The sequence below is a fragment of the Pseudomonas sp. ANT_J28 genome, from assembly GCF_008370005.1.
Taxonomy (GTDB): domain Bacteria; phylum Pseudomonadota; class Gammaproteobacteria; order Pseudomonadales; family Pseudomonadaceae; genus Aquipseudomonas; species Aquipseudomonas frigoris.
On sequence record NZ_VOBM01000065.1, the window covers coordinates 1 to 21,904 of the forward strand.

The following is a 21,904-nucleotide window of genomic DNA, read 5'->3' on the forward strand; positions in this document are numbered from 1 at the left end:
CATCGGCCAGCTCGACGATGCTCGGCGTGGCACTGGTGTTGATGTAGTAGATATCGTCCCCGGCACCGCCTTCGAATGCTATCCCGCCCAATGCAACGGTGAAGCTGTCGTTGAATGCCGAACCGATAACCTTTTCAACGTTGACCAGGGTGTCACCCTCGGCATCGCCGCCCCTTCCCGCCAATCCGACACCGAGACGAATGTCCACGTTGACCGCTTCGGCCGACGTCGAGTAATCGACGGTATCGGTACCGGTGCCGCCATCCAGCTTGTCCGCACCGACACTCCCTTTGATCACATCATTGCCAGCCAAGGCGTTGATCTCATCATCCCCACTGGTACCTGTCAGCGTATCCACGCCGCTTGTCCCGTTTATCACTGCCATTACGACTTCTTCCTTGCCATGTTGTTGAACCAGATACCTGCCGCCACGACGATCTGCAAACGCAGGTCGCTCACGAGTCTTTCAATAAACGAAACTTTGGCGATTTATCGACACAAACCACACTGAACTTGAGGTAGCCACCGCAAAACTTGTAACGCACTCGATACAAATCGGCATAGGGGACGACCTTCACAGGCCGCGCCCCTGCCACACCACCCGGCATGCGGGTCCGCACCGGGCGGTTCGAGAGATTGAGGTTATGAGAGACGTACTAATCCCAGCCTGTCGAACCACGCAATAGTAAGCACGCGGTTCAGCTCCAGACGACTGTTATGCCACCAGCGGCAGGTGTTTCCTGCCACCTTCTGTGCCACCTGATTACTCGCGCCAAGTGCTCGCAGCTCACGATACGTCGTCGTTCCGCGCTTCCATTGTTTAAGCTGGATCGCTCGCAACCGGTGTCGTATCCATTCGTCCAGCGCACGCCAGACGGCTGGGGTTTGCGACAACCCGAAGTAAGCTTTCCAACCCAAAATGTAAGGTCGCGGTCATCGACAATCTGCTGCAAGCTACTACCACACGAGCGTCGGGTGAGCCATCGGATTTTCTGCTTGTCTTCTGCGCTTTGTATGAAACCGCACGCTTGACTTCGCTTCGGGCCGTCCATAACGCATAGCCCAGAAACTTGCGACCAAACGCGCTCGCCACTGCACTCTTGCTCTCGTTGACGCTCAAGAGCAGCTTTTCGTACAGCTGCCTCAGCAGGGCCATTACCCGCTGCCCCGCCTTCTGACTGCGAACATACACGTTCGCATCATCGGCATAGCGCACAAAACAATGTCCCCTGCGCTCAAGCTCTCGGTCCACTTCGTCCAGCAGCACATTCGCCAGCAACGGCGACAGCGTGGGCCGCCTTGCGGCGCCCCGCAGCGGCTTTTCTCGACCATGCCATTGATCAGCGGTCCCGCACCCAGATAGGCGCGAATCAGCCGGATAACCGCCCGATCCGCAATCCGCTTGCGTAAACGGTCGATCAGAATGTCGTGATCGACCCGGTCGAAGAATTTTTCCAGGTCAACATCCACGACCACCTTGCGCCCCGAGGACACGTAACGCTGAGCCACCAAAACGGCGTCCTGCGCAGAGCGCCCCGGACGAAAACCGTAGCTGTGCTCACTGAAGGTTGGATCAAGCAGGGACTGCAAGACTTGCAGCAACGCTTGTTGGATCAAACGGTCGGTGACCGTTGGGATACCCAACTCGCGCTCACCGCCGTCAGGTTTGGGAATGACTACACGCTTTACCGGACTGGGCCGGTAGGCTCCCGAAAGAAGCTGTTCACGAATCGCCGCCCACTGGCTCAGTAGATGCTCGGCGGTCTGTTCAATGTCCAGACCATCGACTCCCGCTGCCCCCTTGTTGGCCTTGACTCGCTTCCACGCCCGTTTCAGGTTTTCTCTCGCAAAGGCCCGATCCAGCAGCCCTTGCCCTGCGTTGTCGGATTCATCTTGCAGGCGATTGACCTCGTCGCTGACGGGACTTCTCACGGCTTCACCGCTTGCAGTCTCCATCCGCCCCGCGTTTGGCAGGCATCTGACTTCCGGTCTTTCGCATCAACATGGCCTATAACGCTTTCTCTCGTTCGGCCCTTCGTCAAAAAAAAGACTACTACGGCCTCTGCTGACTTCTTGCTCCGGCTGACACCGTCGCCCTTTCAGGCATAAGGCGAGATCTCCCCAGGTAAGAACGCAATCCTTCACCACACAACCGCCGGATTTACACAGCCTGACCCTTGACCACAAGAGCTTCGCGGTTTTGTGCCCGCTCGCCCTGATCGGCCGCGCCTTTTATCCGGTTCTTGTACATCGGCTCATGGCTTCGATTCACGCTTCCTCCCCACATTCGGTCACCCTCATGCAGTTGCGCTTCACTTCGTTCGCTGTGGTCAGCTTACGGCGGGACTTTCACCCACAAGATTGCGCCCATGCTGGGCGCACACAAAACAGGCGGCCCAAGGCCGCCTTTAGGTGTACATCCATGCCCGATTAGTCAGGCAACCAGCCCTCGGCCCAGTAGTTGAGATTGTTGCCCTTGAGCATGTAATCGCGCAGCACTTCCTCACGCAGCGCATCGCCCATGCGATAGCTCGCATCAGGGTCGGACAGGTGCATGCGGATTGCCTCGAGCCATTCCTCGGTGCTGTTGCTCACGACCTTGGTGCAGGGCAGATAGCCGCGATAGGCTTCCGTGTCGGTGCAAATCACCGGGTAACCGCAGGCGCCGTACTCCAACAGACGCAGGTTGCTCTTGCAGTCGTTGAAGATGTGGAACTCCAGCGGTGCCAAGGCCAGATCGAGGTTCAGGCTGGCCAGTTTGGCCGGATAGGCCTCCAGGCCGATGCTGGGATGGAACTCATGGACAAACGGACGCAAAGCCGGCGGACACATGCCGAAGAACACCCATTCGACTTCGTTGGCAAGCAGGCGTACCACGTCCGCAATGATCGCCAGGTCTCCATCATGACTCGTCCCGCCGCCCCAACCCACGCGAGGTTTGCGAGAGGTGCGGCGCTGACTGGTGAGCCCGGTCCAGAGATGCGGCGCAAGCATGTTCGGGACCACCCGAATATCGTGATGCATGTCCCGCAAAGCGTCAGCCAAGGGCTGGGTCGAGACCACAACCCGGTCACACAGCCCTACGCCACGGCGCACTATTTTATCGACCCCGACCTCAGCCTTGCGCAGGTGCGCGTTCTTCTTCGGGACATCAATCACATAATCGTCAAGTTCGAAGATGCGCAAAGCGTGCGAGCAGTTTTTGACTCGTTCAACTTCATCGACCGCATTCTGGCTATAGCGCCCCTGCAACACGATCACGTCGGGGGAGCACCGCTCAAGGTCAATATCTGTCGGCGTGTGATAACTCAGGTGCCCCACCACGCGCCCGGCCGCTTCCAACTCACGGAACGGCTGGGCAACCCGGTAATGGCCCACTGCGGTGGTATTGATTGGAATCGCCAGAATCTTGGGCAAAAGCTGACGCGAGAACGGGTCCCAGCCATCCTTGAATCCCGGCTCAAAACTGAAGTTGCTGGTGCCCAGACTCAGATTAGGGTTGTAGGCCGGATCCCTGGCTATCACTGGCAACCATCGCTGGTAAAAGCTTTTCTGCTCGGCCTGCAACACCCTGGGAGCGGGAATGAAGGCAGAGGATGGAACCACTCGCATCAATTCGGCGTAGGGAGTCCACACCACCAGGTATCCGCTTTGCTTCACACGCAGGCAAAAGTCAGCGCCATTGAGTGCTTGCGCCAGATTCTGCTCGTCCAGGCCGTGCAGATCATCAAAAACCTTCTTGCGCACAAGCAAGCAATCGATGCCCACGGCACTGAAATTCTGTACCGTCTGCTGGCGCTGCATGTAACCGGACGTGTTGAGCAGCTCACCACGATTGGGAACACCGACCGCCCCCCGCAACCCCAGTACCTGGGCCGTGCCCTCGATACGCCCTTGCGGACTCACCAGCCGACCGCCGACCACACCGACTTCCGGACGCTGAGCGTGATTGAGCAACTCGTCGAGCCAATCAGGGCTCACAACGATACTGTAGGGACTGAGAAACAACAGATAGTCGCCACGGGCGTGGCCGGCAGCGAAGTTCTGCACTGCCGCCAGATTGTCACCATGATCACAGCGCAACACCCGAAGTTTGTCACTGCCCATTTGCTCCATGGCCGACAGCCAGTTGCAGGCATCAACGGCAGTACTGCCATTGTCGACAATGAGAACTTCATAGCGTTGGCAGGCGGTTTTCTCCAACAGACTTTCGACGCAACGCTCCAGGGAACCCAATTCATCGCGGGTCGCAATGATGATCGAGACCATGGCCGGCACATCATGCAGGTAGTCCACACGGTTGATCATCGACTGGCTGCCGGGGCGAATCCGGTGTGGTGCACCGAGCCGCTGCAGGTGCGCGACCAGCACGCGAGGGTTCTGCTCGATAATCTGCGGCTGCGTGAGCCACTGGGAGAGACACAGAGCAGATTCCACGAGAACTTCAGCGATGTGCCCAATCGCATGTGGCCCGTTACTCTCCACCAGTCGCCAGACCAGATCATGCACACCCAGCTCGCCAAAACCGTGTTGCATGCCACCCAGCTCGATCATCCGCTGCCGCTGCAGGGCCAGCACGCGGCCGACATAGGGATAGCTGCGCATCAGATCCAGGTTGAAGTCGGGCTTGAACACCGGCTCGACCGAGACGTCATCACGCAATCCGCCCTCATCACTGTAGAGGCAACGCACGTCAGGCATTTCCACCATGCGCTCTGCCAGTAACAGTAAAGCCAGTTCATTCAAGCGATCGCCCGCGCGAACCAGATAGATCCAGTCTGCGTTATCCAACTGGGCCAGCAGGCGATTGAACTGGGCAACCGGTTCATCATCCAGACGTATATGACGTACACCGTCGAATGGCGCGTGCTGTAATTGGGACAGCACTACCACGTGTTCGGCGGCGTAGGTCTGATGACGAATGCTCTTGAGCGTCTCTTCCAGCGCCGGAACATCGCCTTCGCTGTCGAGAACAATCGGCACGATGCGCGGACGCCAGCTCCACCCCTGCAAACGGGCGTCGAGCAAACGTTGCTGAGCCGGTTTTAAACGACGGCACGACAGCCATTCCCGGTACATGTCGGCAAAACTGTCGCTCTTGACGCCTACCCGGGTGTGCACCATCGTTTGAATGAAGCCCAGTTGCCGTCCCAGCGCGGTTTCTTCCCAGGCATAGGCGTCCCCCTCAGTCGCATCGGCCAGTGCCAGATAACGTACCCAGCCCGGCGCAGGCGCCGGCTCACCACTGCGCAAGGCAAGCATTTGCTTGAGCCAGTCGAGCTCGGTCATTACCGCAGCCTTGACTGGTGTCTGATCGCTCAGCCGCGCCGGATGCAAACGCTCAAGGCTCAACACCTGACCCACCACCACCAGATTGCCACGCCGTAGCAGGCAGGCAAACAAGGCGAAGTCCAGACACGCGATAAAGCCTTCGCCAATCTGAGTCAGGGCCGGCAAATATTCCAGCGCATGCCGGGTTCGCAACAACGCCCCGCTGAGGCCACTGAAAAAATTGACCAGACTGCTTTCCAGAATACCCAGCAGATCCTCACCCTTGAACAAGGTGACACCCGTGGAAAAACAGCAATTTTCCACACGGTCGGAAAGCAGGATGTAATCACCGTCGTAAAGCTGCCGCTGGCCGATCACCAGGTTGACGTCCTCGTGATCGATGAAGCCAACGATCTGCTGAGTGATGCATTCCGGGAGTAGCTGGTCGTCGTCGCACAGCAACTTCAGAAAGTCACCGCTGGCCTCTTGCGCACAGGCCATGAGGTTGGCCTGAAAACCCAGGCGCTGCGGATTGCGCACATAACGCAGGCGAATCGAGACAGGCACCTCGCAGGCATCGACGATCTCGCGGATCTGATCACCACCACTGTCATCGCAGACGATCACTTCAAGATTGGCGTAGGTCTGATTCAACGCGCTTTGCAGTGCCGTCTGGAAGAACTGCGGGTTGAAGGCGGGGATGGCGATGGTGACAAGAGGAGCTGGTTTCACGGCGGGGGAACTCTCGAGCGGCGGGACCTCACTCTAAACAAGTGGAGTTCCCGGAACCGCTGAAAAAAGACGGTTTGCACTCAACAGTCTCAAGCCCCCGCGACAACATCGCGAGGGCATGGACTCAGACTTTGTTGAACAGCCCCAACTGAGCGATTTTGCTGAACGCCAGTTGCGAGGCTTGAAGCATGGTTTGCTGCAACGTCAGACGGGTCATCACTTCGGCAGGGTCCGAATCACGAATCGCCCCCTGCGTCTGCGTATTGGCCAGTGTCAGGCTCTGGTTGATGTCAGTCTGGGTGACCAATGATGCGCCGCGACCACCTACGGAACTGAGACCCGACGTCAACTGGTCGATACCACTGGACAAATTGCCAATACCCGAGCCGATCGCCGCGTTCAGTTTCTGGATGGCTATCGGATCATTGTTGGTCGGCGTCGACAGTGCTGTTTTGAGCTGACTGACAGTGTCCAAAACGTTCTGCGTCTGGTGAGTGTTGACCGCAACGGAAAACTGGTCTCCCGCCGCATGTGTGCCGCCCAAGGTAAAGGAGACGCCTGACGCTGTTGCCGTGGAACCCGCCATTGTGCCGCTGGAAACCGGCTTGCTGTTAGCGGTCAGAGGCGCGGCATACAAATCGTAATCCGTGGCGCTGGTGAACTTGAGGATCGCGCCGCCACCCGGGAAACTGGCGTGGTAGTCGGTGCTATTGGTGACCGCCGTCCCGGTGACCAGCGCCGCCGAGGGGTTACCTGGGCTGCGGGACGCAGTGAAGCTGTCCGGTTTGGCCGCCAGGGTGAAACTGTGCCCGGAGATCACTGTCCCCGGAACATCACCCGCTTTCAGGTTAATGTTCAACTTCAGATCGACGCCACGGAAATTGACAGTCTGTGTGGCCGCGCCACCGGTGGAACTGAACACGCCGTTCTGACTGGCCTCGGCGGTGACATCGTTACCCAGCGAATCGGTGATTTGCAGCTGCGTGTCGCTGACGAAATTCACCGTGTACGGCTCGCCACTGCGGAATTTTGCGTTGTAGGTGACGTCGGAGTTCACCTGACCGTTGGAAAGCACCACACGACCGTCATCGACGGCTGGCGAAGTCATTGTAGTCTGCGTGCGACTGGTGTTGATGGCTTGCTGGAACACAGCCCAACCGGTGCTGTTGGTGGCCATCGACTGGGTATCGCCAATCGGCAGGTCCAGCGTGACCTGATCACCGTTATAGCTGTAGGTGCCGTCGGTATTGCGCGAGAACGGAACGGTATCGCCTTTGGACCCGGAGAAAATGTATTTGCCGTTTTCGTCCTTGGTGTTCATCAGGCTCAACAGCTGCTCTTCGATCTGGCTGAGCTCCGAAGCGTTGGCCTGACGGTCGGAATCGGTATAACCCGCGTTGCCGGCACCCAGGGCCAGTTCCTTGGCGCGTTGCAGCACGTTGCCGATACTGGTCATGACCGCTTCAGTCTGGCCAAGCGTGGCTTTGATCGTTGTCATGTTGTTCGAGAACTGATCAAGCATCGAAGCCTGCTGCCCCAATTGCAGCAAGCGCGAAGCGCCGACCGGATCATCAGCAGCCGTGTTCACGCGAACCAGGCTGCTGGCCTCTTCGCTGCTCTTGACCACATTCGCGAAGTTCTTCTGATAGTTCGCAGCCGAGGACTCGTAAAACTGGGCGGTAGAAATGCGCATGGCTACGACTCCTTAAATGCTGTTGATCAGTGTGCTGAAGATTTCCTGCGCAGCCTTGATGATCTGCGAAGAGGCGGTGTAGTACTGCTGATACTTGACCAGGTTGCCGGTTTCCTCATCGAGGTCGACACCCGAAAGAGAGTCGCGCGCACCTTTGGCGTTCGCCAGGATCGCTGAGGTCGCGGCGCTGTCGAGCTTGCCTTGGGCGGCCTTGGAGCCAACGCCTTCGACCAGTCTGCCGTAAGCGTCGTTCAGGGAAATACCTTTGCTGGCGGAGCCGGTGTCCACGGTCTGCGCGGTCTGCAAGCCGGCCAATGTGGTGCCGTTACGGTTGTCCAGGCTGCCTGGCTGACTGAGCGAGACGTTAATTGCCGCGCCGTTGCTCGGGGCACCGGCGAAGGTCATTCTGAAGGTCGCGGTGTACTGAGTGGCAGGCGCAGGCGGGATCGGCGCATCCGTGGCATCCTTGAGCGGAATGCTCAGGTTCAGGGTGTTGCTCTCACCTGGCTTGATGGTGCCGCTGCTGATCAACCCGCCCTTGGCATCCAGGAACTGGTAGGTCTGGCTGGTGCCGTCGGCGGACACCGCACCAAATACCACCTTGGTCGGCGTGGAGTTTTTCAGGCCGTTCTGCATCGCGGTGGCGGTGGCCGTGTCGTAGATATCGAACTGGGTGGTCAGGGTTGGTTGACCGCTGGCCGGGATCGTCAGGGTGCCGCTGCCACTGCCGCTCGCTGCAATTGCCGCACCCAACGGTGCCGCGATGGCCAGACGTTTGGAGTCGGTCATCTCGGTCTTGATGTTGGTGGCCGCGTTGCGGGTAGGGGTGATCTTGAAGGTATCGCCAGCGGCGGCAGTGCCACCGCCGAGCGTCATCGAGAAACCGTCGATCACCGGCGGTGGAGTGGTCAGCGTGCTGAAGCTACCCATAGACGAATTGTCTGGCAGGCGCTGCACGGTGTAGTCGGTGGCGCTGGTGAACGTCACCTTGTAATCGTTGATGGTCAGCTTGCCGGTGTCTTCAATGCTGACATCGAAGTTGCCCGAGCCCACGCTGTTATTGCCGGAGGCGATGCTGCGCTGAGCCATCTGCGCGGCACTGTTGATGCTGTTGAACAAGTTCGAACCGAAGTCACCGTTCTTGTCGATGCCCTGGGCCTGAATACTGTTCATCTGATCGGCGACGACCAGCGCCACACGGCCCAGTTCATTCATGGCCGGGTCGAGCACGGTGCTGCGATAGCGCAGCAAACCGCCGATTTCGCCACCGGTCATGATCGACGTGATATCGATGGTGCTCGAACCACGATTGAGTTGCAGCGCCAAGCGGTTCGGGTCGTCTTTGCCCGGCACAACTTCGAGTTTGTTGACGGTGTTGCCCATGACCAGCGGCTGGCCGCTGCCCAAGTAGATATCGACGTTGCCTTCGCGTTCGACGATTTGCGCGCCGGTAAAGGTCGAGAGCTGGCGTACGGTCTCGTTACGGGCGTCGAGCAGCTCGTTCGGCATGCCGCCGGAGCTGGAAATCTCGGTAATCTTCTGGTTCAACTGCGCCACGGTGGTGGCCAGTTTGTTGACCTGATCGGCCATGTTCTTCAGGTTGCCATTGATGTTCGCGTTCTGCTCGTTCAACTGGCTGGACACTGAATTGAAACGGTTGCTCAAGGCCTGGGCATCGCTGAGCAGCAACTGGCGAGAAGCATCGTCACCCGGCTTGGCGTTGACGTTCTGCACCGAGGCGAAGAACTTGGTCAGTGCGCCGTTCAGGCCGGTGCTGGTGTCGGAGAGCAACTTGTCCAGCGGCGTGACCTGATTCAGGTACGCGGCCGAATCACTGTTGAGCGAAGTCGTGGTCTGCAGCTGTGCATCGAGGTAGCTGTTGTACACCCGACGCACATCGGCCAGGGTCGTGCCGGTACCGATGTAGACATTGCCGAACTGCTGCGAGGCTTTGGTGCCCTGCACGGTCTGCTGACGCGAGTAACCCGCGGTATCGACGTTGGCGATGTTGTTACCCGTAGTCATCAACGACGATTGGCTAGCCGCCAGCCCCGACATCCCGATGTTGAGCAAACTCATGGTTCAAACCTTATAGCTTATGCCTATAGAGGCGTGGTGGTAGCGCCCGCCGCAGCGTAGTTCTGGTAACTCGTCATCTGCTTGGCTATCTGCGAAATTTTGCTTGCGTAGTCCGGGTCGGTTGCGTAACCGGCCTTTTGCAACTCGCGCACAAACTGTTCTGGGTTATCGGCCGACTTCACAACATCTTGATAGCGATTGTTGGTTTGTAGCAGCGTCACAAGGTCATGGAAGCTGTCCTTGTAAGAGTCATAGGAACGGAACTGAGCCGTCTCCTTGACCATCTCGCCGTTCCGGAATTCGCTGGTGATTGCCCGCGCCGAATCGCCTTTCCAACTGCTGCCAGCCTTGATACCGAACAGGTTATGGCTGCTACTGCCATCCTGTGCGCGCATGACCGATTTACCCCAACCGGTTTCCAGGGCGGCCTGCGCCACCAGGTAACGCGGATCGACACCAATGCGTTCGGCGGCCTCTTTGGCCATTGGCAACATGGTGTTGACGAATTCGTCGGCGGAACTGAACGCTTTCTTCGCCGGTGCCAGCGGTATTTGCGCCATGGCCCGGCCATAAACCTGCAGGCGCCCACTGGATGTCGTATCCGTTTGCGAAGCCAGCCAATCGCCGTTGTACAGGGGACCGACACCGGTCTTGGTGCTCTGCGGCATTTGGATTTTGTTCTGCGCCGTCGTGACGGTCGCGGCAGTGGTCGATGCCGACGGCACCAACCCTGCGAGCAAGCGGTCGGCCAGTTTCGGCGGCAGTGCCAGACGCCGTTGATTGATCAGCGCCATGTCATTGCGGTGAGCGCCCTCGCCCGCGTTGGCTGGCGACCTCACCGAGCGCGAAGCCCACAACGGACGCTCACCATTGAGGCGCGACAACGGCCCGTTGGTGGCGACCGTACCGGCCGCAATCGGTGTTTCCACGGCGGCTTTCGCGGCTGCTTGCTTGGCGGCTGACGCGGCAGCGGCCTCGCCCGGCGCCAGCGGTTTGTTCTTCGACATCTGACGCATCAGCACGTCAGCCAGACCAATGCCACCACCCTCACGGGACATGGAAACGGCCAACTGCTGGTCGTACATTTCCTGGTATTGCTTGGCGGCCGGCGTGTTGAGCGGATTGTCCTGGCCCAGCGTTTCAGTGGCCGAGCGCATGGACTTGAGCATTTCACCGAGGAACAGTGATTCGAACTCCTGCGCAACCTTGCGCATGTTCCCGTCACTGTCCTTGTCGCCGACCTTGAGCTGGTTCAATCGATTCAGGTCCGAATAGGAACCCGAATCGTTGCTGCTGACCCCCAATCCGCCCTTGCGCATATCCATGGTCGCCGTCCTCAGATCACGATCAGGTCGGCTTGCAACGCGCCGGCCTGCTTCAGTGCTTCAAGGATCGCCATCAAGTCACCCGGTGCTGCGCCGACCTGGTTCACCGCACGCACGATTTCGTCGAGGGTGGTGCCCGGGCCGAACTTGAACATCGGCTTGGCTTCCTGCTGGGCGTTGACCCGCGAGCGCGGCACGACCGCCGTCTGCCCATTGGACAGAGGGCCGGGCTGGCTGACGATCGGGTCTTCGGTGATGGTCACGGTCAGGCTGCCGTGGGTCACGGCGGCCGGGGAAACCTTGACGTTCTGGCCGATCACGATGGTGCCGGTACGGGAGTTGATGATGACTTTCGCCACCGCCTGACCCGGGTCGACTTCAAGGTTCTCGATGATCGACAAGTAGTCGACGCGCTGACTCGGATCGAGTGGCGCGCTGACACGAATCGAACCGCCGTCGAGGGCCTGGGCAACGCCAGGGCCGAGCATGTTATTGATCTTGTCGACGATGCGCTTGGCCGTGGTGAAGTCCGAACGGTTGAGGTTCAGCGTCAGGCTGTTGCCCTGGTTGAAACCGCTCGGCACCGAACGCTCAACCGACGCACCACCCGGGATACGACCGGCCGACGGAACGTTGACGGTGATTTTCGAACCATCGCGACCTTCGGCATCAAAACCGCCGACCACCAGGTTGCCCTGGGCGATCGCATAGACATTGCCGTCGATGCCCTTGAGCGGCGTCAGCAGCAAGGTGCCGCCGCGCAGGCTCTTGGAGTTACCGATGGACGCTACCGTGATGTCGACCTGCTGACCGGGTTTGGCGAACGCCGGCAAATCAGCACTGATCGACACTGCCGCGACGTTCTTCAACTGTACGTTGCCCGACCCTGGCGGCACCTTGATGCCGAACTGCGAGAGCATGTTGTTGAACGTCTGCAGGGTGAACGGGGTTTGCGTCGTCTGGTCGCCGGTACCGTTAAGTCCAACCACCAGGCCGTAGCCGATCAATTGGTTGGAACGCACGCCGGAAATACTGGCGATATCCTTCAGCCGCTCGGCTTGAGCGTTGAAGGCTGCGGACAGCAATAGAGCGGCCACCATCAGGTGTTTGAGATTCAACGTGGCCACCTAGAAAGGGAACAGCGGGCTGAGGAAGAAACGGTCGAACCAGCCTGGCTGACTCGCATCGGCAAACGAACCGGTGCCCGAATAGGTGATGCGTGCATCGGCGATACGGGTCGACGAAACGGTGTTGTCAGTCGAGATGTCATCGGCCCGAACCAGACCGGCAATCCGCACCAGCTCGTCACCGGTATTGAGGGTCATCCACTTCTCGCCGCGCACGGCGATGATGCCGTTGGGCAACACGTCGGCGACGGTCACCGTGATCGAGCCAGTGAGGCTGTTGCCCTGCCCGGCTTTACTGTCACCCTTGGTCGCGCGGTCGCCACTGTAAGCGGCATCCAGACTCAGGTCACCGCTGCCCAGCGGGTTATTCGTGTTGGGCGTACTGCCGAACAATGAGGACAGGCCAATGCTGGTCTTGCTGTTCTTGCCGACCTGGGAATTGGCGTTTTTGCTGGCCTGGGTCTTCTCGTTCAAGGTAATGGTGATGATGTCGCCGACCCGGAACGCCTTGCGGTCGCTGTACAGGTTCTGTTCGAAACCGGCCTGGTAGATCGAGCCGTTATTGGCCGCCGCCGGCAGCGGCGTGCGCGGTAACACCGGGGCGTAGTAAGGGTCATTGGGTTTGGGCGTCGGACCGACGCAGCCCGAAAGCGCGGCGATCCCACTCAGTGCCAGAACAGATACGAAGCGATTCATGACCCTACCTCACGGTGTTGCAGGCGACCTGATGGCCGCCTCATAGACTTGATTACAGATTCTGCGTTACGAACGAGAGCATCTGGTCGGCGGTCGAGATCACCTTGGAGTTCATCTCGTAAGCGCGCTGAGTGGTGATCATGTTGACCATCTCTTCAACGGTGCTGACGTTCGAGGTTTCCAGGGTGTTCTGCAGCGTGGTGCCGAAACCGGCCAGGCCCGGGGTGCCGACTTGCGGCGCGCCACTGGCCGCGGTTTCCAGGAACAGGTTGTTGCCCACGGCTTGCAGACCAGCCGGGTTGATGAAGTCGGCGGTTTGCAGGTTGCCGATTACCTGGGAGGCCGGGTTGCCGGCAACGGTGATGGACACGGTACCGTCGCGACCGACTGTGAAGGTCTGGGCATCGTTCGGAATGACAATGGCCGGTTCCAGGGCAAAGCCGCTGGAGTTCACGATCTGACCGTTGGAGTCCAGGTGAAACGTACCGTCACGGGTGTAGGAAGTCGTGCCGTCCGGCTGAAGAATCTGGAAGAAACCGCGACCGTCGATGGCCATGTCCAACGGCTGCTCAGTGGTTTGCAGGCTGCCGGCGGTGAAGTTTTTCTGGGTGCCGACAATGCGCACACCGGTACCCAATTGCAGACCCGACGGCAGTTCACTGTCCTGGGTCGACTGGGCGCCTGGCTGGCGTTTGATCTGGTAGAGCAAGTCCTGGAACTCGGCACGGTCACGTTTAAAACCCGTGGTCGACACGTTGGCCAGGTTGTTGGAAATGGTCGTCAGGTTGGTGTCCTGGGCGGACAGACCTGTTTTGGCAACCCATAGAGCCGGAAGCATTCGATTCTCCTCGTGCGCCTGTTTTACGGCGCGACGTTCTGATAATTAGCTGATCTGCAAGACCCGAGCCATGGCCTGGTCATCTTCTTTGGCGGTGTTCATCATCTTGATGTGCAGCTCGAACTGCTTGGCCAGCGCCAGCACCGAGGTCATCTCTTCCACGGCATTGACGTTGCTCGACTCAAGGAAACCGGACACCAGTTTGACGCCAGCATCGGCTTGCGCCGGCTTGCCGTCCTTGGTGTGGATCGAACCGTCCAGGCCTTTGGTCATGTTCTTGAAGTCAGGATTGACCAGTTTGATGCGGTCGACTTCCGCCATCACGCGCGGACCTTCGCCCATCGCACGAATGCTGATGGTGCCGTCCTCGCCCACTTCGATTTGCTGCTCGGGCGGCACGGCAATCGGCCCGCCATTGCCCATCACAGGCATACCGTTGCCCGCTCGCAGCACGCCCAGGGCGTCGACGTTCAGGCTGCCGGTGCGCACGTAGCTTTCGCCGCCGTCAGGGTTCTGCACGGCGATCCAGCCATTGCCTTGCACCGCGACATCGAGGTCGCGACCGGTTTCCACCAATGCGCCAGGGGAAAAATCGGTGGCCGGACGTTCGGACAGGGCAAACGCACGCGCCGGAAAGCTGTCACCAAACACCGGCATCGAACGAGCCTGCTCCAGGTCTTTCTGGAAGCCGTTGGTGGAGATGTTCGCCAGGTTGTTGGCATGAGCCTTCTGCGCCAGTGCATTCTGGCTGGCGCCGGTCATTGCCACATAAAGGTACTTGTCCACACTCTTTCCTCTGCATGCCGGACGTTTGCCGCCCACTGCTGTACTGCTGAGCCATAAGCAATTTGCAGACCAACTTTTTTCTGGCGGCGCAGGGCCCGGCAAACAAAGGACTTGAGGGGCTCAGAGGGGAGTTGAGGATTGTGTCAAAGACGAAAAACCGGCGGTGTTATGCCGCTTCGCGGCAAGGCTTGACCTTGGGCAACGGCCGCTACCGCCTTCGCGAGCAAGCCCGCTCCCACACTTGATCGAGTTCCTCCAGAAAAAATGCGGTCAAGTGTGGGAGCGGGCTTGCTCGCGAAGGGGCCATCACAGGCAAAACAGCTATCGGCTAAGACTCAGTCTTGCCAACCTCATACTCACGCAACTTGTTGGCAATGGTGGTATGGGAAACCCCCAGACGCTTGCCCAGTTGCCGACTGCTCGGGTGCTCGGAATACAAACGCTCCAGCACCGCTTTTTCAAACCGCCCGACAATCTCGTCCAGCCCGCCCTCGAGTGAGAAATCGCCAAGTGGCTGACGCACGCCGTAGTCCGGCAGGCGAATATGTTCGGCCTTGACCGTGCCACCCTCACACAACGAAACCGCCTGGAACAACACGTTCTCCAATTGCCGAACGTTGCCCGGCCAATGGTAGTGACTGAGCCGCTCCATCGCCGCCGGCGCCAGTTTCGGCAACGGGCAACCGATCTGCCGACTGGCCTGATCGAGGAAGTGCTCCACCAGCGGCGTCAAACCATCGAGGCATTCGCGCAGTGGCGGGATGTGCAGTGAAAGCACGTTCAAGCGGTGATACAAATCCTGGCGGAACTCACCGCGTGCGCACAACTCGGACAGGTCGACCTGCGTCGCGCAGATCACCCGTACATCCAGATAAACCTCTTCATCGCTGCCCACACGACGGAAGCAACCGTCCTGCAGGAAACGTAGCAATTTCACCTGTAAACGCGGGCTCATTTCCCCGACGCCATCGAGAAACAGCGTACCGCCCGCCGTCAGCTCCAGCAGACCGAGTTTGCCTTCGGCCCGCGCCCCTTCGAAAGCGCCGGGGCCGTAGCCGAACAGCTCCGTCTCAGCCATGGATTCCGGTAGACCGGCGCAGTTGAGCGCCATCAACGGTGACTGGCCCCGCGGACTCGCCAGGTGGCAGGCTCGCGCCAACAACTCTTTACCCGTACCGGTTTCACCTTCTATTAATAGCGGCGCATCCAGCGGCGCCATGCGACGGGCTTCGCGCACCACCGCGGCCATCACCTTCGAGCTTTGGAAAATACTGTCGAAGCCGCGCAGTTCCTGCTTGCGCACGTTATAGATGCGCTCACCGACCCGGTCGGCGCGGTGTAGCGTGAGAACCGCACCGGCCATGGCTTCGCTGTCGTCATGCTCCGATTGCAGTGGCGCGATGTCGGCGAGAAACACGTCACCTTTCACCTTCACCCGCAACCCGTTGATCCGCGACTTATTGGCGCGCACCAGTTCTGGCAAGTCGAAATCTTCCGCGTAACGCGACAGCGGAATCCCCGGCACCTCATCTACCCGCACGCCGAGCAACTGCGCCGCCGCGCGGTTGGCCGCGACGATCGAGCCGCCCATGTCGATCGACAGCACCGGAAACTCCAGGGCGCCGAGCAAAGCATTGAGCTCCATGTGCCGACGTTCGCTGGGCATCAGCCCTACGCGCTTGACGCCGAAGACCCCGGCAATCGACTCGAATTTCGGACGTAATGCCTGAAACTGAATGTTGATCAGGTTCGGGCAATGCAGGTAGATCGCATTGCCATGCTCACCGCCGACCTCGCCGCGAGCGACGTTGATCCCGTACTCCACCAGCAAGTTGAGAATGTCGCGCAGGATACCGATGCGGTTCTGGCAGTGGACTTTGATACGCATATAAAGGCCCGAAAAAGCGGTGAGTGAGGTTAATGCCGAGCGCATAACCTGTGGGAGCGGGCTTGCTCGCGAAAGCGGACTGTCTGATACATCAATGTCGGATGTGCCGACGCTTTCGCGAGCAAGCCCGCTCCCACAGGGGTATTCGCAGTGCCTCGGACATATTTTTTTTACTGAGTGACTCAATTAGTCGTCAAGATTATGTGACACCTGCACGCCATTTCAAACCCGCAAATCTCAATCCCTGCGCCATAGCGGCCGATCCGTAACGAATACTTTACAAAAATCGACGAATTTTCCTACACGCAGCGCGACTCACGTGCTGCAACGCTGCATTTCTTGAGGTATTTCTAGGTCCATAGCAGGACATAACAAGAACGAAATCCCCTAGCAGGAGAGCAGCATGAAGCAGACGCAATACGTGGCTCGCGAGCCCGATGCGCAAGGTTTTATCGACTACCCCGCCGAAGAACACGCGGTGTGGAACACGCTGATTACTCGCCAACTGAAAGTGATCGAGGGTCGTGCGTGCCAGGAATACCTGGACGGTATCGAAAAACTCGGTCTGCCCCACGACCGCATTCCGCAACTCGGCGAGATAAACAAGGTCCTCGGCGAAACCACCGGGTGGCAGGTTGCTCGAGTCCCCGCACTGATCCCCTTCCAGACCTTTTTCGAATTGCTCGCTAACAAGCAGTTTCCGGTAGCGACGTTTATTCGTACCCGAGAAGAACTGGATTACCTGCAAGAGCCGGACATTTTTCACGAGATCTTTGGCCACTGTCCGCTGCTGACCAACCCTTGGTTCGCCGAATTCACCCACACCTACGGCAAACTTGGCCTACAGGCTTCCAAGGAAGAACGCGTGTACCTGGCGCGTTTGTACTGGATGACCATCGAGTTTGGCCTGGTCGACACGCCACAAGGCCAGCGCATCTACGGCGGCGGCATTCTCTCCTCGCCGAAAGAAACCGTTTACTGCCTGTCGGACGAACCTGAGCATCAGGCCTTCGATCCGCTGGAATGCATGCGCACGCCGTACCGCATCGACATCCTGCAACCGCTGTACTTTGTCCTGCCAAACCTCAAGCGCCTGTTCGACCTCGCCCACGAAGACATCATGGGCATGGTCAAGCAAGGCATGCAGCTGGGCTTGCACACACCAAAATTTCCGCCAAAGGCTGCGTGATCCGCAGCTTTTAGAATCAAGTGAGCCTGTCAGGAACCGACGCTTTGGTTTAGCGTGGTGAATTGACGGCCGAATTCCAATAATTCGATTTCAGGAACCCATCATGACCACATTGAACCAAGCCCACTGCGAAGCCTGCCAAGCCGGCGCTCCACAGGTCAGCGACGAAGAACTGCCGGTACTGATCAAGCAGATCCCGGACTGGAACATTGAAGTGCGCGACAGCGTGATGCAGCTGGAAAAAGTTTTCCTGTTCAAGAACTTCAAACACGCACTGGCGTTCACTAACGCCGTTGGTGAAATCTCCGAGGCTGAAGGTCACCACCCGGGCCTGCTGACCGAGTGGGGCAAAGTCACCGTGACCTGGTGGAGTCACTCCATCAAAGGCCTGCATCGCAACGACTTCATCATGGCCGCGCGCACTGACGAAGTGGCCAAGGACGCCGAGGGCCGCAAATAATGCATTTCGACGCCATCGGTCGAGTACCCGGCGACCCGATTCTCGGCCTGATGGAGGCCTATGCGCAGGACCCCAACCCGCGCAAATTCGACCTCGGCGTGGGCGTCTATAAAGATGCCCAGGGCCTGACACCGATTCCCCAGGCCGTGAAGCTCTCCGAGCAACGTCTGGTGGATCGCCAGACCACCAAGACCTACATCGGTGGCCACGGTGAACCGGCGTTCGGCAAGGCCATCGTTGAATTGGTGCTGGGTGCCGATTCCCCGCTGATCGCCGAACAACGGACCGGCGCGACGCAAACGCCGGGCGGCACCGGCGCGCTGCGCTTGAGTGCCGACTTCATCGCCCAGTGCCTTCCAGGCCGTGGCGTGTGGCTGAGCAACCCGACCTGGCCGATCCACGAAACCATCTTCGCGGCAGCCGGGGTCAAGGTCAGTCATTACCCGTACGTCGGCAGCGATAACCGCCTCGACGTCGAGGCGATGCTCGCGGTACTCAATGAAGCGCCGAAGGGCGATGTGGTGCTGCTGCACGCCTGCTGCCATAACCCGACCGGTTTCGATCTGTCCCATGACGATTGGCGCCGGGTGCTGGACGTGGTGCGCAGTCGCGATTTGGTGCCACTGATCGACTTCGCCTACCAGGGCTTCGGCGATGGCCTGGAACAGGACGCCTGGTCGACTCGGCTATTCGCTGCCGCGTTACCTGAAGTGCTGATCACCAGTTCCTGCTCGAAGAACTTCGGCCTGTACCGCGATCGCACCGGCGCGCTGATTGTCTGCGCGAAAACTGCTGACAAGCTGGTGGATATCCGCAGCCAACTGGCCAACATCGCCCGCAACCTGTGGTCGACACCGCCGGATCACGGCGCTGCTGTGGTAGCGACCATCCTCGGTGATCCAGAGCTGAAAAGCCTCTGGGCTGACGAAGTGGAAGCCATGCGTTTGCGTATCGCCCAACTGCGCAGCGGTTTGGTTGAAGCGCTTGAACCTCATGGTTTGCGCGAGCGCTTTGCGCACATCGGCGTGCAGCGCGGGATGTTTTCCTACACAGGTTTGACGCCGGACCAGGTCAAACAACTGCGCGATCATCACAGCGTTTACATGGTCAACTCAGGCAGGGCTAACGTTGCCGGGATTGATGCAACCCGGCTGGATTTGCTGGCCGAGGCAATCGCCGAAGTCTGCAAGTAACCATCAAGCACTGCAAGTCACCCTGTGGGAGCGGGCGTGCTCCGGGGGGCGTTCCGACGAAGGCGGAGTATCAGTCGACATCATCGTTGCCTGACACACCGCGTTCGCGAGCAAGCCCGCTTGTGAATGATGTCGCCCTCTCCTGCAGACCTGTCTAGACAACCCCATCCGTCGCAACAATTGGATATAAAAGTCTTTTTGTCATTTCTTCTGCTGTATCCTCCCCAAGCTTTTTAAAAGCGCGGATCTACCAGATCTATCAACAGACTTTGCGAGGAGCGCGATATGCACGAGATCCCTAATCTCCCCTTCCCAAGCCTGCACGAAACTGAGCAGACGCCCACGCAACAAGCCGGTGCCCAACAGCCCGAGCCGAAAGAAGCCACTGAACGCCGCAAGGCCGACAGCGAAGACTGATTCACCTGCAATGCCAGACCGTGTGGAAAGCGCTAACATGCGCTTTCCACACCGCCTGAAACCCATGAGTTGCCCACCATGACCGACGACTTCAGCGAAACCCAAGCCAGCGTCCTGATCGGTACCACCGAGAAAATGATCGATATCTGGAATCGCCTTTCCCCCGAGAAACGCGCCGCGCTGCTCGCCCGCTTCGGTAGCGAAGAAAACGCCCTGGCCGCCCTGGTCACCACGCATCTGGTCGCTCCCGCCAACCCCTGATTCATCCCCGCCCGACAAATAGTTTTACTTTTTCCACGACCCGCAGCCGCTCGCGCCGCTATCATAAGCAGCCTATCTATCCTGCTTCCCCGTGGATCTTTACCCATGTCTGAAAACCAGCGCCCCCTGGCGGTCACGCTGCAAGTCGTTTCCATCGTCCTGTTCACCTTCATCGGCTACCTGAATATCGGCATTCCCCTGGCCGTGTTGCCGGGCTACGTCCACAGCGATCTGGGCTTCGGCGCCGTAATCGCCGGCCTGGTGATCAGCGTGCAATACCTGGCCACCCTGCTCAGCCGTCCGTATGCCGGGAAAATCATCGACAACAAGGGCAGCAAACTCGCCGTGATGTACGGCCTCGCCGGCTGCGGTTTGAGCGGTGTGTTCATGCTGATTTCGGCCTGGACCCAGAACCTGCCGATGCTCAGCCTGATCAGCCTGTTGATCGGCCGATTAGTGCTTGGCAGTGCGGAAAGCCTGGTGGGTTCGGGTTCGATCGGCTGGGGCATTGGCCGGGTCGGTGCGGCCAACACCGCCAAAGTCATCTCTTGGAATGGCATCGCCAGCTATGGCGCCATCGCCATTGGCGCCCCGCTGGGGGTGTGGCTGGTCGGTGAATTGGGTTTGTGGAGCATGGGCGTGAGCATCGTGCTGCTGGCCGTCCTCGGCCTCGTGCTGGCCTGGCCGAAAACCGCCGCGCCAATCGTTGTCGGTGAACGCTTGCCGTTCATGCATGTGCTGGGGCGAGTGCTGCCACACGGGTGCGGTCTGGCGCTGGGCTCGATCGGCTTCGGCACCATCGCCACCTTCATCACCCTCTATTACGCGACTCAGCATTGGTCCAATGCGGTGCTGTGCTTGAGCTTGTTCGGTGCCAGTTTTATTGGTGCGCGGCTGCTGTTCGGCAACCTGATCAACCGCCTCGGTGGCTTTCGCGTGGCGATTGCCTGCCTGTCGGTGGAGACACTGGGACTGTTGCTGCTATGGCTGGCGCCGGACGCTCATTGGGCACTGGCCGGTGCGGCGCTGAGCGGGTTCGGTTTCTCGCTGGTGTTCCCCGCGCTGGGCGTGGAAGCGGTCAACCTGGTGCCGGCCTCCAGCCGTGGTGCGGCAGTCGGGGCTTATTCGCTGTTCATCGATTTGTCGCTGGGGATCACCGGGCCAGTGGCGGGTGCCGTTGCAGCAGGCTTTGGCTTTGCCTCGATCTTCCTGTTCGCCGCCCTCGCCGCTTTAAGCGGGTTGATGCTTAGCGTTTATCTGTACCGGCAAGCTCCAAAGTATCGCGAAGAAAGAGACGCGCGTTAGAAGTCGACCTTGCCACGCCCAGCCTTGATGCTGCCGCGTTTGGTCTTGGACTCCAACCGACGCTTTTTCGAACCGAGGGTCGGCTTGGTCGGGCGACGTTTCTTTTCGACCTTGGTGGCACTGAGGATCAACTCGGTCAGCCGCTCCAGCGCATCGGCACGGTTGGCTTCTTGCGTGCGGTATTGCTGGGCCTTGATGATCAACACCCCTTCGCTGGTGATGCGACTGTCACGCAACGCCAGCAGCCGTTCCTTGTAGAACTCGGGCAAGGACGAGGCCGGAATGTCAAAGCGCAAGTGCATGGCGCTGGAGACCTTGTTGACATTCTGCCCCCCCGCGCCCTGGGCACGAATGGCGGTCAACTCGATCTCGGCATCCGGCAGATGCACGTTGTTGGATATCACCAGCATGGAAAAGCGTCCGTATTCAGAACGCGCAGGATACCGCGAATAGACTGAAGGAATGCTCCCACAGGGATTTGGGTAAATCCCGAAAACAACAAACCCGGCACCTGGCCGCAATGCTGTTCACTTAAGGATTGTTGACTAATCCTCAGGCAGCAGGAAAATCCGGAATCTGATAAGGATTCCGGATTTTTTATGTCTGTTGCTCAGGATTTAAGCGCGGTTTTGGATTTTGCTGAG

At 59.1% G+C, this 21,904-nt stretch carries 17 protein-coding genes and 1 pseudogene; 6 read left to right on the forward strand and 12 right to left on the reverse strand.

Annotated elements, in window-relative coordinates; translation table 11 throughout:
• The 11 genes and pseudogenes from FQ187_RS28275 to FQ187_RS28330 form a co-directional block, all read right to left on the reverse strand.
• A partial coding sequence (locus tag FQ187_RS28275) for a calcium-binding protein (protein ID WP_371925562.1) occupies positions 1-358 on the reverse strand: 358 nt, incomplete at its 3' end.
• 284 nt (positions 359-642) lie between these two features.
• A pseudogene (gene ltrA, locus FQ187_RS28280) lies at positions 643-1,956 on the reverse strand (group II intron reverse transcriptase/maturase).
• Between the two features lie 474 nt (positions 1,957-2,430).
• The gene (locus tag FQ187_RS28290) at positions 2,431-6,003 is read right to left on the reverse strand and encodes a glycosyltransferase (RefSeq protein ID WP_149632002.1); all 3,573 of its coding nucleotides are present in this window, start codon (positions 6,001-6,003) and stop codon (positions 2,431-2,433) included.
• Positions 6,004-6,127: 124 nt separating this feature from the next.
• Positions 6,128-7,696, reverse strand: coding sequence for a flagellar hook-associated protein 3 (locus tag FQ187_RS28295; RefSeq protein WP_149632003.1), 1,569 nt, complete (start codon positions 7,694-7,696; stop codon positions 6,128-6,130).
• Positions 7,697-7,708: 12 nt separating this feature from the next.
• Positions 7,709-9,775 (reverse strand): flagellar hook-associated protein FlgK, encoded by a 2,067-nt coding sequence (gene flgK / locus FQ187_RS28300; protein ID WP_149632004.1) that lies wholly within the window; start codon positions 9,773-9,775, stop codon positions 7,709-7,711.
• 23 nt (positions 9,776-9,798) lie between these two features.
• Entirely contained in the window at positions 9,799-11,100 is a 1,302-nt protein-coding gene (gene flgJ / locus FQ187_RS28305; protein WP_149632005.1) for a flagellar assembly peptidoglycan hydrolase FlgJ, read from the reverse strand.
• Positions 11,101-11,111: 11 nt separating this feature from the next.
• Complete coding sequence (locus FQ187_RS28310; RefSeq protein WP_149632012.1) at positions 11,112-12,200, reverse strand: flagellar basal body P-ring protein FlgI; 1,089 nt, start codon at positions 12,198-12,200, stop codon at positions 11,112-11,114.
• A gap of 27 nt (positions 12,201-12,227) precedes the next feature.
• The gene (gene flgH / locus FQ187_RS28315; protein WP_149632006.1) at positions 12,228-12,923 is read right to left on the reverse strand and encodes a flagellar basal body L-ring protein FlgH; all 696 of its coding nucleotides are present in this window, start codon (positions 12,921-12,923) and stop codon (positions 12,228-12,230) included.
• A gap of 52 nt (positions 12,924-12,975) precedes the next feature.
• Positions 12,976-13,761 (reverse strand): flagellar basal-body rod protein FlgG, encoded by a 786-nt coding sequence (gene flgG, locus FQ187_RS28320; RefSeq protein ID WP_033055957.1) that lies wholly within the window; start codon positions 13,759-13,761, stop codon positions 12,976-12,978.
• A 45-nt stretch (positions 13,762-13,806) separates the two neighbouring features.
• A complete protein-coding gene (locus FQ187_RS28325; protein WP_129442146.1) occupies positions 13,807-14,547 on the reverse strand; it encodes a flagellar basal body rod protein FlgF in 741 nt (246 codons plus the stop codon).
• Between the two features lie 328 nt (positions 14,548-14,875).
• Positions 14,876-16,435 (reverse strand): sigma-54-dependent transcriptional regulator, encoded by a 1,560-nt coding sequence (locus tag FQ187_RS28330; protein ID WP_111451850.1) that lies wholly within the window; start codon positions 16,433-16,435, stop codon positions 14,876-14,878.
• A gap of 403 nt (positions 16,436-16,838) precedes the next feature.
• Between FQ187_RS28330 and phhA the strand changes: the two genes are divergently transcribed.
• The 6 genes from phhA (at position 16,839) to FQ187_RS28355 (ending at position 21,260) form a co-directional block, all read left to right on the forward strand.
• Positions 16,839-17,624 (forward strand): phenylalanine 4-monooxygenase, encoded by a 786-nt coding sequence (phhA, locus tag FQ187_RS28335; protein ID WP_149632007.1) that lies wholly within the window; start codon positions 16,839-16,841, stop codon positions 17,622-17,624.
• A 103-nt stretch (positions 17,625-17,727) separates the two neighbouring features.
• A complete protein-coding gene (locus FQ187_RS28340; RefSeq protein ID WP_149632008.1) occupies positions 17,728-18,084 on the forward strand; it encodes a 4a-hydroxytetrahydrobiopterin dehydratase in 357 nt (118 codons plus the stop codon).
• Positions 18,084-19,277 carry an amino acid aminotransferase gene (locus FQ187_RS28345; protein WP_149632009.1) on the forward strand — a complete coding sequence of 398 codons (1,194 nt, stop codon included), beginning with the start codon at positions 18,084-18,086 and terminating at the stop codon, positions 19,275-19,277. The genes FQ187_RS28340 and FQ187_RS28345 overlap by 1 nt, the downstream gene beginning before the upstream one ends.
• Before the next feature lie 285 nt (positions 19,278-19,562).
• A complete protein-coding gene (locus FQ187_RS30650) occupies positions 19,563-19,694 on the forward strand; it encodes a hypothetical protein (RefSeq protein WP_008156098.1) in 132 nt (43 codons plus the stop codon).
• 78 nt (positions 19,695-19,772) lie between these two features.
• Entirely contained in the window at positions 19,773-19,955 is a 183-nt protein-coding gene (locus FQ187_RS28350; protein WP_149632010.1) for a hypothetical protein, read from the forward strand.
• A 105-nt stretch (positions 19,956-20,060) separates the two neighbouring features.
• A complete protein-coding gene (locus FQ187_RS28355) occupies positions 20,061-21,260 on the forward strand; it encodes an MFS transporter (protein WP_149632011.1) in 1,200 nt (399 codons plus the stop codon).
• On the opposite strand, the gene arfB is transcribed toward FQ187_RS28355, so the two are convergent.
• Positions 21,257-21,670 carry an alternative ribosome rescue aminoacyl-tRNA hydrolase ArfB gene (gene arfB, locus FQ187_RS28360; RefSeq protein ID WP_007902485.1) on the reverse strand — a complete coding sequence of 138 codons (414 nt, stop codon included), beginning with the start codon at positions 21,668-21,670 and terminating at the stop codon, positions 21,257-21,259. The genes FQ187_RS28355 and arfB overlap by 4 nt on opposite strands.
• Between the last annotated feature and the right edge of the window lie 234 nt (positions 21,671-21,904).

What these genes read in the sequence shown, in the direction of transcription:
- FQ187_RS28295 (WP_149632003.1), bottom strand. Translation starts at nt 7,696, where the DNA reads ATGCGCATTTCTACCGCCCAGTTTTACGAGTCCTCGGCTGCGAACTAT.
- flgK (WP_149632004.1), bottom strand. Translation starts at nt 9,775, where the DNA reads ATGAGTTTGCTCAACATCGGGATGTCGGGGCTGGCGGCTAGCCAATCG.
- flgJ (WP_149632005.1), bottom strand. Translation starts at nt 11,100, where the DNA reads ATGGATATGCGCAAGGGCGGATTGGGGGTCAGCAGCAACGATTCGGGT.
- FQ187_RS28310 (WP_149632012.1), bottom strand. Translation starts at nt 12,200, where the DNA reads ATGGTGGCCGCTCTATTGCTGTCCGCAGCCTTCAACGCTCAAGCCGAG.
- flgH (WP_149632006.1), bottom strand. Translation starts at nt 12,923, where the DNA reads ATGAATCGCTTCGTATCTGTTCTGGCACTGAGTGGGATCGCCGCGCTT.
- flgG (WP_033055957.1), bottom strand. Translation starts at nt 13,761, where the DNA reads ATGCTTCCGGCTCTATGGGTTGCCAAAACAGGTCTGTCCGCCCAGGAC.
- FQ187_RS28330 (WP_111451850.1), bottom strand. Translation starts at nt 16,435, where the DNA reads ATGCGTATCAAAGTCCACTGCCAGAACCGCATCGGTATCCTGCGCGAC.
- phhA (WP_149632007.1), top strand. Translation starts at nt 16,839, where the DNA reads ATGAAGCAGACGCAATACGTGGCTCGCGAGCCCGATGCGCAAGGTTTT.
- FQ187_RS28340 (WP_149632008.1), top strand. Translation starts at nt 17,728, where the DNA reads ATGACCACATTGAACCAAGCCCACTGCGAAGCCTGCCAAGCCGGCGCT.
- FQ187_RS28345 (WP_149632009.1), top strand. Translation starts at nt 18,084, where the DNA reads ATGCATTTCGACGCCATCGGTCGAGTACCCGGCGACCCGATTCTCGGC.
- FQ187_RS30650 (WP_008156098.1), top strand. Translation starts at nt 19,563, where the DNA reads ATGCACGAGATCCCTAATCTCCCCTTCCCAAGCCTGCACGAAACTGAG.
- FQ187_RS28350 (WP_149632010.1), top strand. Translation starts at nt 19,773, where the DNA reads ATGACCGACGACTTCAGCGAAACCCAAGCCAGCGTCCTGATCGGTACC.
- FQ187_RS28355 (WP_149632011.1), top strand. Translation starts at nt 20,061, where the DNA reads ATGTCTGAAAACCAGCGCCCCCTGGCGGTCACGCTGCAAGTCGTTTCC.
- arfB (WP_007902485.1), bottom strand. Translation starts at nt 21,670, where the DNA reads ATGCTGGTGATATCCAACAACGTGCATCTGCCGGATGCCGAGATCGAG.